The following is a 12,175-nucleotide window of genomic DNA, read 5'->3' as shown; positions in this document are numbered from 1 at the left end:
TCGGGGCGGGACGGCGACGGCCGGAGCCGTCAGTACGGCTGCACGAGGACGTGCGCGGCCCCCGGGATGCCGACCTTGAGGAGCTCGTCCTCCTCCGGGGTGGTCGCGGTGCCGGTCTCCTGCTTGAGGACGGCGCGGGACAGCGCCTGCACCCACATGGCGCGCGGGCGGCGGCGCTCCTCCCAGGCGGTGAGCGCGGCCGGGACGGTGTCGGCCGCGTCCAGGCTCAGGGCGAGCACGAGGGCGTCCTCGACGGCCATCGCGGCGCCCTGCGCCAGGTGCGGGGTGGAGGCGTGGGCGGCGTCGCCGGCCAGGACGATCCGGCCGACGTGCCAGGGCTCCTCGACGGTGACCTGGGAGATCCGCGAGTAGACCACCGCGTCCGGGTCGGTGATCCGCGCCAGCGCCTCGGCGATCGGGCCGCCGAAGCCCGCCAGCCGCTCGCGCAGCTGCTCGTGGGCGCGCTCCGGGTCCGGACGGAAGCCCTCGGCCTCGGCGAAGACCGAGCCCAGGTACATCTGCTCCGCGCTGATCGGGGTGAGCAGCGCCTTGGCGCTGAGGTTGCCCGAGGACATCACCACGCCCATCACCTCGGGCGAACGCGGCAGCGTGACGCGCCAGTTGGCGAAGCCGGTGTACTGGGGGAGGTACTTCTCGCCGTACAGGTGGCGGCGCAGCGGCGACCCGATGCCGTCGAAGCCGACGACCAGGTCGTAGCGGGCGCCGTGCCCGTCGGTGAGGGCGATGTCGACGTCGTCGGCGTTCTCGCGCAGGGTGTCGATCGTGGTGCCGAAGCGGACCGTGGCGCCCGCCTTGGCGGCGGCGTCGGCGAGCACGCGGGCCAGCGCGGGGCGCGGGATGCCGTTGTTGGACGGGGCGTCGCCCATCCGGGGCTGCGGGATCTTCGCGAGGGTGGCGCCGGCCGGGTCGCAGATGGTCAGCACCTCCCACTCGAAGCCGGCCGCCAGGCAGTCGTCCAGGACGCCGATCTCGCGCATCACGTGCAGGGCGTTGGACGGCTGGATGATGCCGACGCCGAGGGCCTCCGGCTGCTCGCGCAGCTCGGCGACGTCGACGTGGTGGCCGCGCCGCGCCAGGGCGGTGGCGAGGGTGAGGCCGCCGATGCCGCCGCCGTGGACGAGGACGCGCAGGGGTGTGGTCATGAGGTGTGCTCCGAAGGGAAGTTCAGAAGTCCAGAGGTGCGAAGGCCGGCCGGCCGGGGCGGGGAGGCCCGGCCGGCGCCGGTTCAGCCGACGGGTGCGGCGGCGAGGTCCATCAGGTGGTCGACCAGGGCCAGCAGCAGGTCCCGCCCGAAGGCGCGCTCGCGCACGTCGCCGAGCAGCATCGGCACCTGCGGGTCGAGGTCGAGTGCGGCCCTGATCTCGTCGGGGGTGCGGGTGTTGGTGTTGTGGAAGCAGTTGATCGCGACCACGAACGGGATGCCCCGGCTCTCGAAGAAGTCGATCGAGGCGAAGCTGGTGTCCAGCCGGCGGGTGTCGGCGATGACGATCCCGCCGAGGGCGCCGTTGACCAGGTCGTTCCACATGAACCAGAAGCGCTCCTGGCCGGGCGTGCCGAACAGGTAGACGACCAGCTCGGGGCTGACCGTGATCCGGCCGAAGTCGAGCGCGACGGTGGTGGTGGTCTTCTGGTCGACGCCGGACAGGTCGTCGACGCCGACGCTGGCCCGGGTCAGGTACTCCTCGGTGCGCAGCGGGGTGACCTCGCTGACCGAGCCGACCAGGGTGGTCTTGCCGACGCCGAAGCCGCCCGCAATGAGGATCTTGACGGCGGCCGGGGCGACCGGGGCGGCGGCGGGGCCGATGGCGGAGTGGGGTGTGGCCATGTTCAGAGTCTCCGGAGTCCTTCGCGTACGGCCGTGAGCAGGCCGAGGTCCACGCCCCCGGCGGCCCGGGCCACCGAGAGCGGCGCCCGGGCCTTCAGCAGGCCCTGGGCGACCAGGTCGCCCAGCAGGATCTTGGTGACCGAGACCGGGAGGTCCAGGCCCGCCGACACCTCGGCGACGGCCACCGGGCGCCGGCAGCGTTCGAGGATCAGCCGGTGTTCGGGCTGGAGGCCGCGGGCACCGGCGCGGTTGCCCCGCGCCAGGGCCGCCTCGGCCTCCTCCTCGACCGTGGTGAGCACGGTGATGAGGGTGAGGTCGTCGCGCTCGGGCGCGGTTCGGCCGCGGGTGATCGTGTACGGGCGCACCATGCTGCCCGTCTCGTCCTCCGCGTCCTCCTCCTCCAGCTCGCTCCAGTGCGGCACCGAGCCGCGCCGCCAGCGGTCGTCCCAGCCGGACTGCGGACCGGACTGCGGACCGGCCTGCCGGCCGTCGTCGCGGCCGTCCCCCCAGGCGTCGTTCCCGTACGGTTCCACCCGCGTCAGCCCCGGTTCCTGGCGGCGAAGGCGTCGAAGGAGCCGGGGGCGGCGGGGGCGGCGGGCGCGCCGTCCTGGCGGACCGGGGTGCTGAGCTTCTGGCCGACCTGCTGCACCAGGGTGTGCATCGCGACGGACATCACCTCGGCGTCCACCTCCTGGGAGGCGACCACGGCCAGGTGGGTGCCCTGGGCGGCGGCGATGATGAACAGCCAGCACTCGGCCAGCTCGACGATCACCTGGTGCACCGGGCCGCCGTCGAACAACGCGCCGACGCCGCGGGCCAGGCTCTGCTGGCCGGTCGCGACGGCGGCCAGGCGCTCGGCGTCGGCCCGCTCGATGGTGCGGGAGTGGCTGACCACGAGTCCGTCGTCGGAGAGCAGGACGGCGTTCCTGGTCCCGGGCACCGAGTCGACGAGTCCGTCCAGCAGCCAGTCCAGATCCTGGTGGGTGGCGATCGTGCGGTTCATGACTGCTCATCCGTTCGTGTGGTTCGGGAGTCCGCGGCCGGGAGGGCCCAGGGGGCCGGGGCGGGCTCGGGTGCGGGGGAGGGGACCGGCGGGGTGGCGGGCGCGGGCAGCGGGTGCTCACCGCTGTCCTGGGCCCGGGCGGCGCGGGACTGGCGCTGGAAGGCGCCGATCGCCGCACCCGAGCGCCGCTCGGTGCGCTGGAACGGGCCCGCGGGCTGCGCGGCCTCCTCGGCGGGGCGCTCGACCCACTGCGGCTGGGCCGGCGGCGGCACCCGCAGCTCGGCGGCCAGGCTCGCCTGCCGGACGCGCTGCGGCAGCGGGGGCTGGCTGTTCTCGGCCGGGCTGAACGGCACCGAGGTCTGGTACTCGCGGCGCCGGCGCCGCTCGGCCAGCCGGTAGTGGTCGGCCGGGCGGTACTGCTCGTCGGCGTACGGCGCCTCGGCCTCGGTGACCCTGGCGTAGGCGATGTCCGGGTAGGCCGTGGCCCCCTGGGCGGGTGCCGGGTCGGCCGGGGAGCTGTGTTCGATCGGCTGCTCCGGCTGGAAGGGGTGTTCCGACCCGTACGACGGCTCCGGGGCGAACGGCGGTTCAGCACCGTACGGCTGCCCGGTGCCGTACGACGGCTCGGCCGGGTACGCCGGGGAGGGCTGCTCCACCGGGAGCGGCTGCTCCGCGGCGAACGCCTGTTCCGCCGTGAACGCCGGCTCCGGCTGGAACTCCGGCTGCCCCGGGAACGCCTGGGCCGCCGGGAACTCCTGATGCGCCGCGAACGGCGCGGCCGGGAAGGCCTCCGGGCCGTCCGCGGGCACCGGTACCGGCACCGGCAGCGGGAGCGGCTGGATGACGGGCGGCTGGAACGGAGCCTCCGGCAGCGGCATGTCCTGGAGGGTGGTCCCAGGCCCGGCCTCCACCCCGGCACCCGCCACGGGCAGCGGCAGCGGAGCCGCCTGCGGGGCGAAGTCGCCCTGGGGGAAGGACTCCACCGGCGCGACCGGCGGACCGGCCGGCACCGGGGCGGGCGTCTCGTCGGAGGCCGAGCGCACCGCCCGGCGCGAGCGGCGCACCAGCGGGATCGGCTCGGTGGCCGTGCCGCCGGCGCCGTCCGGCAGCCCGGTGTCGCCCTCGATGACCAGCTCGTCCGGGACGAGCACGACCACCCGGGTGCCGCCGAAGGCGGACGGGCGGAACTCGATCTTCAGCCTGTGCAGCGAGGCCAGCCGGGAGATCACGTGGAAGCCGAGGCGGATGTCGTCGGCCCTGGCCAGCACGTCGGTGCGTGGCGGGCGGCTCATCAGCTCGTTGGCCGCGTCGTACTGCTCCGGGTCCATGCCCAGGCCCCGGTCCTCGATCTCGATCGCGAGCCCGCGGCCGACCATGGCGGCCCGCACCTCGACCGGCGTGGGCGGCTTGGAGAAGGTGGTGGCGTTCTCCATCAGCTCGGCGAGCACGTGGGCCACCGGGCCGACGGCCCGCTCGGAGAGCCACGGGTGGCCCTCGATGTCGATCGAGATCCGGCGGTAGTCCTGCACCTCGCCCTGGGCGGCACGCAGCACGTCCAGCAGCGGGACGGGCTTGCGCCAGCGCCGCTGCGGCTGACCGCCGGCCATGATGACCAGGTTCTCCTCGTAGCGCCGCAGGCGGGCGGTGAGGTGGTCGAGGTCGAAGAGGCCCTCCAGGACCTCCGGGTCGTCGTGCTTGCGCTCCAGCTCGTCCAGCTTGCGCAGCTGGCGGCCGATCAGCAGCTGGGTGCGGCGGGCGATGCGCTGGAGCAGCCGCTCGAAGCCGCGGTGCTGCTCGGCCTGGCCGACGGCGGCCTCCAGGGCGGAGGAGCGGGCCTGGTTGAGGGCCTGGCCGAGCTGGGCCAGTTCGTCGGTGCCGGTGCCGTGCGAGCCCTCCGTGATGGCGTGGGTCTCGGCCTCGACGTCGACCTGCTCGCCGCGCCCGAGGCGGTCGACCACCTCGGGCAGGGTGCGCCGCATCTCCTCGGCCTGGGTGTGCAGGTCCTTGATGCGGCGGCGCAGCGAGCGGCTCAGGCGCCAGGAGGCGATGATCACCGCGACGACCGTGATCAGGCCGATGGCGGTGGTCAGCACGACGCGGGTGAGCATGCCGATGATGGCGGACTTGGCGACCTCGATGATGCCGTCGGTGCGTACCTCGATCACCTTGACCAGCGCCGGGTTGAGCCCGTCGACGGCCTGGCGCCACTGGTCCTGCGTCGCCGGGAGCCTGACGGTGCCGTTGGCGTCGGCGGCGGTGGGCTTGAGCAGGGCCTGCTCGACGGCGGCCTTGCCCTGCCAGGACGGGCTGTTGACCAGGTCGCGCCAGCCCTGCGCCTCGCCGTCCGGGATGTAGGGGATGACCTGGACGTTGAGCAGGTGGTCCTGCGCGCCGATCAGCTGCTGGACCTGCTGGTAGTCGGCGGTGGACAGCCGCCCGCCGGGCCAGCCGCGGGCCAGGATGGCGTCCTCGCGGGAGATCATCTCCTTGGCCCAGAAAGCGTTGACCAGGGTCTTGGACAGCCAGGTGACCTCGCCGGTGTCGACCCGGCTGAGCGCGGTGAACAGCTGCATGTCGACGCTGATCAGGTCGGTGTAGTAGGTGAAGACGCTCTGCTGGTCGGTGGTGGCGCGGTCGACCGCGGAACGCTGCTCGGCCAGCTTGCCGAGGGCCTGGCGCGCCTCGGTGACGGAGGCGAGGACCTCGGCCGGGGCGTTGTCGGCGGCCGCCGAGGAGAGGGACTGGAACTGCCGCACGGCCTCGTCGGTCAGCTGTCGCTGGCGGCGCAGCTGGTCGGCGTTGGAGCCCGGCCTGGCGAGCGCCTCGGCGCTGAGCCGGCGCTCCTCCTGGAGGTTGTAGTAGACGATGTTGGAGGGCTGACCGGCCTTCTGCGCGACGGTGGCCTGGTCGGCCAGTCGCTGGAAGTCGGAAATGGTCTCACCACTGGTCACGGCCCAGAGGGCGACCAGGGCGATGCTGGGGACGACGGCCAGGACGAGCAGCGCCGTCCGCAGGGACAGGCGTGGACGCCTGCGGGGGCCCTTCGGCGTCGGGGGCCGCCGATTCGCACGCGCGCGCAGAGCTGACTCCTTGAGGCTGGCGGCCGGCCGGTGAGGGGCGGGCCGTCCGGGCACGGGATTTTTGACGAAGCGATACTAGTCGCACCGTGTGATTGAAGTGAAAATCCGTTCGCCGCCTGATCCGTGCTTGCGCACGTGACGGACACAATGTCATTCATTCGTTGACTGTACGTATGCGGAGCAGGCGGTTCCGGACTTGCTTGACACAGTGTCAATGCAACGCGCGGCCGGCGAATGGCCGGGGTGTGAAAAGTGTGTGACGCCCCGCCGGAAGGTACTCGGCGGGGCGGTGGGCGTGCTGGAGAGTGCCCTGTCGGATGTCCTGTCGGGTGTCCTGTCGGGCGTCGCTCAGTGGGTCAGCAGGCGCGAGCGGGTGGCCTCCAGCTCCGCGGCCAGCACCCGCCCGGCCGCCTCGGGATCGCCGTCGTGCAGCGCCAGGACGAGGTCGGCGTGCGAGCCGTAGCCGTGGTCCGGGTCCTCCGCGCGCAGCCCGAACAGGCCGACCAGGACGACCAGTTGTTCGCGCAGAACCGGGGCGAACTGGGCGAACAGGTCATCCAGGACAGGGTTGTGCGCGGCCGCCACCACGGCGGTGTGCAGCGCGATGTCCGCGTCCACGAAGGCGGCGTCGCCGGCCCCGCCCGCCGCCCGGCGGACCGCGAGCGCCGCGTCGAGCGCGACGAGGTCAGCCTCGGTGCGGCGGACGGCCGCGAGCCGGGCCGCCTGCACCTCGACCACCGTCCGCACCTCGTAGACGTGCGCCAGCTCGGCGCGGCGCAGCCGGGACGCCCAGTCCCCGGTGGGCCGGTCGGCTGTGACGAACACCCCGGAGCCCTGGCGGCTCTGCACCATCCCGGCTGCCGCGAGGGTGCGCAGCGCCTCCCGGACGGTCGAGCGGCCCACACCCAGCTCCTTGGCCAGTGCCACCTCGCCCGGCAGCCTGCCGCCCACCGGCCACTGCCCGGCCCGGATCTGCTCCTCCAGCCGCGCGGCGGCCTGTTCGGCGAGGGGGGAGGGGCGGAGCGCGGCCATCGGGTTCACCTGTCAGGTTGTCTGAGGACTTGTGTCGTGGTTAGTCTACCCGGCATGCAGCCGTGGACGCTCCCCCCGGGAGGCCTTCTTCTTGGTGGCCGCAGCGGGGCGTGACCTGACCGGCACCCCGCTGCGGGGCGCCGTCCTGCCGGTCTCCGGTACCTGCCGATGCCTGCCGATGAGGACCGTTCATGCCATCGTCCGCACGATTCCCGAACCTGCACGCCCCCGCCGGTCCCGTCCCGGCCGGCGCCCCCGCCTGGAACCCCCAGCGCGGCGGCACCATGCCCTCCCACCGCTACCGCCCCGCCCACGAGCGGGTGCACGTGCCCGCCCTGCTGCGCCGCTGGCCCGGCCGGCGGACCGAGCGGGCGCCGCTGTGGGTGCCCGTCGACCTGCGCGACGGCAACCAGGCGCTCGCCGAGCCGATGGACCCGGCGCGCAAACAGCGGATGTTCGACCTGTTCCTGGCCATGGGCTTCAAGGAGATCGAGGTCGGCTACCCCTCCGCCAGCCGGACCGACTTCGACTTCGTCCGCCAACTGGCCACCACCCCGGGGGCCGTCCCCGAGGACGTCACCGTGGTGGTCTTCACGGCGGCCAGGGCCGACCTGATCGAGCGCACCTTCGAGGCCGTCGCCGGACTGCCCCGGGTGGTCGTCCACCTCTACACCGCCACCGCGCCGCAGTGGCGCGAGGTCGTCCTCGGCAAGGAGCGCGCGGAACTGCGGGCGCTGATCACCGAGGCCGCGACCCTGATGGCCAGGCTCGGGGAGGGCCGCGACGGCCTGCGGTTCCAGTTCTCGCCCGAGGTGTTCAACCTGACCGAGCCGGACTACGTCCTGGAGGTCTGCAACGGCCTGACCCGGCTCTGGGACGCGAGCCCGGAGCGGCCCGTCGTGCACAACCTGCCGGCCACCGTCGAGATCGCCACCCCCAACGTGTACGCCGACCAGATCGAGTACATGGACCGCCACCTGGAACGGCGCGAGGCGGTGATCCTCTCCGTCCACCCGCACAACGACCGCGGCACCGGCGTCGCCTGCGCGGAACTGGCCGTGCTCGCGGGCGCCCAGCGGGTCGAGGGCTGCCTGTTCGGCAACGGCGAGCGGACCGGCAACGTCGACCTGGTGACCCTGGCGCTCAACCTGCACACGCAGGGCGTCGACCCGATGCTCGACCTCTCCGACATCGACGAGATCCGGCGCACCGTCGAGCACTGCAACCGGCTGCCCGTCCACGAGCGGCACCCGTACGCGGGCGACCTGGTGCACACCGCCTTCTCCGGCACCCACCAGGACGCCATCCGCAAGGGCTTCGCCCGGCACGCCGCGACCGCCGCCGAACTGGGCGTCCCGGAGCGGGAGGCGCCCTGGTCGGTGCCCTACCTGCCGATCGACCCGGCCGACCTCGGGCGGGACTACGAGGCGGTGATCCGGGTCAACAGCCAGTCCGGCAAGGGCGGGATCGCCTACCTGCTGCACGCCGGCGAGGGGCTGGAGCTGCCCAGGCGCCTCCAGATCGAGTTCGCCCGGGTGGTGCAGGAGGCCACCGACGACAGCGGGCGGGAGGTGACGGCCGAGGAGCTGTACGGGCTGTTCCGGGCCGAGTACCTGGACGCGGGAGCCGGGCGGCGGTGGCGGGTCGGCGACGACTGGGCCGAGGTCGACGGCCGCCGGGGGAGGGGCGCCGGGCCGCTGGACGCGGTCGCCGACGCGGTGGGCGTGGAGATCCTCTCCTTCAGCGAGCACGCGGTGGGCCAGGGGCGGGACGCGGTCGCGTACGTGGAGGCCAGGGTGGGCGGTCCTGACGGTTCCGGCACTCCGAACGGCTCCGGTGCTCCTGGCGGCCAGGACGGCTCCGGCGGCCGGGTGGTGTGGGGCGTCGGACGGGACGCCTCGGTGCTCACCGCGGGCGTACGGGCGGTGCTGAGCGCCGTCGGACGCGCCTCGGCACGGCAGGCCGACGAGAGGGACACCGCCGGTGCGGAACTCCTCGGCGCAGAGGGCATGATGGGCCGATGACCTCCTCCCTCCCCACCCGCAGCCGGGCCGTCGCCGAAGCGCTGGCGGCGGCCGGCGTCCCCGGCGAGATCCGCGTCCTGCCCGACTCCGCCCGCACCGCCGCCGAGGCCGCCGCCGCGCTCGGCTGCGAGGTCGGCGCCATCGCCAACAGCCTGGTGTTCGTCTGCGACGGTGCGCCCCTGCTGGTGATGACCAGCGGCGCCCACCGGGTCGACACCGCCCACCTGGCCGGGCGGCTGGGCACCGGACCGATCGAGCGCGCCACCGCCGCCCAGGTCCGCGAGGCCACCGGCCAGGCCATCGGCGGCGTCGCCCCGACCGGCCACCCGGCACCGCTGCGCACCGTCGTCGACACGGCCCTCGAAGCGTACGAGGTGCTCTGGGCCGCCGCCGGACACCCGCACACCGTCGTGCCGATGAGCTACCGGGAACTCCTCGCCGTCACGGGCGGAACCCCGTCCACGGTGGTGGCCGACTGACCGACCGGGGCCGCCCATGGTGTCCACCAGGTCGGCCGCCCAGCCGGCGAAGCCGTCGGCGGGCTGCTGGGCGACGGCGAGGATCGTGTGCTGCATGCGGGGCTCCAGAGTGGTCGGGGGACGGCTCGTCCCCGGCTGTTTCCACGCTAGAAAGTGCAGGTCAGCCGCGGTATGCGGGTTTCCGGCGAACCGCTTGCGGGTTTCCGTACCGCCGCGCCCTGCGGTTTTCCGCAGGGCGGCGGCGCATCGGCGAAGGCGGCGGACCGGGCCCGCGGTGAACTCGGTGGCGGCATCCCCGGCCGACGGGGCAGGATGGCGCGATGGACGCCGCATTCACCCTGGCCTGGCGGCACACCGCCGGCCTGGTGTTCCCCGAGGACCTGCCGATGGCCGCCGCCGAACTGCTGGGGCGGGGCATCGGCGGGGATTCGCCCGCGCTGTGCGAACTGGCGGGGCGGCAGGGCCGGGGGGAGCCCTCGGACGAGCTGACGGGGCTGCTGCACCGGGCACTGGGGGAGCTCGGCCTGCCGGTCCCGGACGACGAGTTCGCCCGGCGCTGCCGGCTGCACCACACGGCGGCCCGGCTGACGTCCGGGGAGATCACGCCGGGGGAGGCCGCCGTCGCGCTCTGGGCCGGGAGCCTCTCGGAGCCGACCGCGGCGGAGCGGCGGCTGGAGGACGTCGTCGCCGAGATCTGCTGCCCGGGCTGCGTGGAGACCACCTGGCCGGCCGAGGCGGCGCGGAACTGGGAGCGGGAGATGGCGGAAGCCGCCGCCGTGGTGGCGGCCTCCGCCGACAGCCCGATCGTCGCCTCCTGGTACCGGGGCTGACCGCCCGCCGGAATCGCCCGCGGGTGCGGTGATCTCGGTCACAGGGCCGTAACCTCTGCGGCGCCCGGCCTTTGATCGGTTACATGACACCGACGACCGCCGAGCTGTCCCGCCTCCTCTTCGGCCCCGACCGTCAACGCGTCCACGAGCCCTGGCGGGAGCTCACCGCGGACCCCGCCCTGCACAGCCGCCCCGAAGCCCCGGTGGCCGACCGGATCGCCGCGTCCTACCGGCGGTTGCGGCAGCTCAACGCCCACACCGACCCGGCCGCCCTGGCCGGCGACCCGCTGCTGCTCGCCGCCCTGCACGAGTGGACCGCCGTGGTGGACGGCGGTCTCACCGTCCTCGCCGGCATCCACTACAACCTGTTCCTCGGCACCCTGCTCGACCACGACCGGTCGCCCAAGCGCCCGCTGGACGACTACCTGCGGATGGACCGGACCGGCACCTTCCTGTGCACCGAACTCGGCCACGGCAACGACGCCGCCGCCCTGGAGACCGTGGCCGACTACGACCGGACCGACCGCGGCTTCACCCTGCACACCCCCGGCCCGTCCGCCCGGAAGTTCATGCCGAACACCGGCCCCGCGGGCGGCCCCAAGTCCGCGGTGGTCGCCGCGCGGCTGCGGGTCGACGGGCGCGACCACGGGGTCTTCCTGTTCCTCGTACCGCTCACCGGCGGGGACGGGCGCCCGCTGCCCGGCATCGCCGTCGACCCGCTGCCGGAGCGTCCCGGCAGTCCGGTCGACCACTGCCTCACCTCCTTCGACCGGGTCGGCCTGCCGTACGAGGCGCTGCTCACCGGCGCCCACGGCCGGCTCGCCGACGACGGCACGTTCACCAGCGCGGTCGGCAGCAAGCGGAAACGGTTCCTCACCGCGATCGGCCGGGTGACCGTCGGCAAGCTGTGCATGAGCGCCGCCGCGATCGGCGGGGCCAGGGCCGCGCTGGCCACCGCCGTCCGGTACGCCCAGCACCGCGACGTCGCCGGGGCCCGCCCCGACCGGCGCGTCCCGGTCTGGGCCCACCGCACCCACCACGGCCCGCTGCTGGACGGCCTCGCCACCGCGTACGCGATGACCGCCCTGCACCGCGCAGCCGCCGAGTGCTGGGCCCGGCACGACCCGGCCGCCCCCGAGGAGCCGGCCGCCGCCGAACGGCAGGTCGCCATCGCCAAGGGCTGGACCACCTGGCAGGCCCGGGACCTGGTCACCGAGGCGCGCGAACGGTGCGGTGCCCAGGGGCTGCTGACGGTCAACGGGATCACCGCCTACGCGTCGGACGTGGAGGGCACCATCACCGCCGAGGGCGACAACCTCGCGCTCTGGGCCAAGGCGGCGGCCGAACTCCTGCTGGAGGACCCCCGGCCCGCCACCGCGCCGGTGACGGGCGGCCTCGACGACCCGGCCGTCCGCCAGGGCCTGCTGCGCACCGTCGTCCGGCTGCGGCTCGCCCGCGCCCGGGCGCGGCTGCGCGAGGCACCGGCCGGGGACGGCCTGCGGCGGTGGAACGCGGCCGCGCCCGACGCCCTGGCCGCCGTCACCGCGCGCGCCGAACACGACGCGGCCGCGGCCCTGCTCGCCTGGGCCGAGGACGCCCGGGAGGACACCGCCCGCTCGCTCCTGCACGACCTGCACCGGGTGTTCACGCTGCGCCGGATCGACGCGCACGGGACGCTGCTGCTCGGCGCCGGAGAGCTGACGGCCTGCCAGGCGGCCCAGCTGCCCGGATTGCAGGAACGATCCGTCGCACGACTGTCCGAGCACGCGCTCGCCCTGGTGGACGCCTTCGCCCTGCCCGACTCCTTCTACGCCCGGCGGCCCATCACCGGGCCCGGCTACCAGGAGGCGTTCGTCCACTCCGGCTGAGGCCGGGCCGGCG

10 protein-coding genes are annotated in these 12,175 nt (G+C 74.5%); 4 read left to right on the top strand and 6 right to left on the bottom strand.

Annotated elements, in window-relative coordinates; genetic code table 11:
• Nucleotides 1-29: 29 nt before the first annotated feature.
• The 6 genes from ACZ7C5_RS05510 to ACZ7C5_RS05485 all read right to left on the bottom strand — a co-directional run bounded on the left by ACZ7C5_RS05510 (nucleotide 30) and on the right by ACZ7C5_RS05485 (nucleotide 6,961).
• Nucleotides 30-1,163, bottom strand: a complete 1,134-nt coding sequence (locus ACZ7C5_RS05510) for an FAD-dependent monooxygenase (RefSeq protein WP_470322039.1) — start codon at nucleotides 1,161-1,163, stop codon at nucleotides 30-32.
• Between the two features lie 83 nt (nucleotides 1,164-1,246).
• On the bottom strand, nucleotides 1,247-1,846 hold the full coding sequence (locus ACZ7C5_RS05505) for a GTP-binding protein (RefSeq protein ID WP_401084933.1): 600 nt from the start codon (nucleotides 1,844-1,846) through the stop codon (nucleotides 1,247-1,249).
• Between the two features lie 2 nt (nucleotides 1,847-1,848).
• Nucleotides 1,849-2,379 (bottom strand): DUF742 domain-containing protein, encoded by a 531-nt coding sequence (locus tag ACZ7C5_RS05500; protein ID WP_470322038.1) that lies wholly within the window; start codon nucleotides 2,377-2,379, stop codon nucleotides 1,849-1,851.
• 5 nt (nucleotides 2,380-2,384) lie between these two features.
• Nucleotides 2,385-2,849 (bottom strand): roadblock/LC7 domain-containing protein, encoded by a 465-nt coding sequence (locus ACZ7C5_RS05495; RefSeq protein WP_470322037.1) that lies wholly within the window; start codon nucleotides 2,847-2,849, stop codon nucleotides 2,385-2,387.
• Nucleotides 2,846-5,800 carry a sensor histidine kinase gene (locus tag ACZ7C5_RS05490; RefSeq protein WP_470322036.1) on the bottom strand — a complete coding sequence of 985 codons (2,955 nt, stop codon included), beginning with the start codon at nucleotides 5,798-5,800 and terminating at the stop codon, nucleotides 2,846-2,848. The genes ACZ7C5_RS05495 and ACZ7C5_RS05490 overlap by 4 nt, the downstream gene beginning before the upstream one ends.
• 477 nt (nucleotides 5,801-6,277) lie before the next feature.
• On the bottom strand, nucleotides 6,278-6,961 hold the full coding sequence (locus ACZ7C5_RS05485) for a FadR/GntR family transcriptional regulator (RefSeq protein WP_401084922.1): 684 nt from the start codon (nucleotides 6,959-6,961) through the stop codon (nucleotides 6,278-6,280).
• 191 nt (nucleotides 6,962-7,152) lie between these two features.
• Between ACZ7C5_RS05485 and ACZ7C5_RS05480 the strand changes: the two genes are divergently transcribed.
• From ACZ7C5_RS05480 to ACZ7C5_RS05465, 4 genes are all read left to right on the top strand, one after another.
• A complete protein-coding gene (locus ACZ7C5_RS05480) occupies nucleotides 7,153-8,985 on the top strand; it encodes a 2-isopropylmalate synthase (protein ID WP_401084920.1) in 1,833 nt (610 codons plus the stop codon).
• Nucleotides 8,982-9,464, top strand: a complete 483-nt coding sequence (locus ACZ7C5_RS05475; RefSeq protein ID WP_470322035.1) for a YbaK/EbsC family protein — start codon at nucleotides 8,982-8,984, stop codon at nucleotides 9,462-9,464. The genes ACZ7C5_RS05480 and ACZ7C5_RS05475 overlap by 4 nt, the downstream gene beginning before the upstream one ends.
• A 320-nt stretch (nucleotides 9,465-9,784) precedes the next feature.
• Nucleotides 9,785-10,294: a hypothetical protein gene (locus ACZ7C5_RS05470; protein WP_470322034.1), complete on the top strand. Its 510-nt coding sequence runs from the start codon at nucleotides 9,785-9,787 to the stop codon at nucleotides 10,292-10,294.
• An 83-nt stretch (nucleotides 10,295-10,377) separates the two neighbouring features.
• Nucleotides 10,378-12,162: an acyl-CoA dehydrogenase family protein gene (locus tag ACZ7C5_RS05465; RefSeq protein ID WP_470322033.1), complete on the top strand. Its 1,785-nt coding sequence runs from the start codon at nucleotides 10,378-10,380 to the stop codon at nucleotides 12,160-12,162.
• Nucleotides 12,163-12,175 lie beyond the last annotated feature (13 nt).

The sequence above is a fragment of the Kitasatospora sp. NPDC036993 genome (genome assembly GCF_055607525.1).
This window is presented reverse-complemented; position numbering and strand designations above follow the sequence as displayed.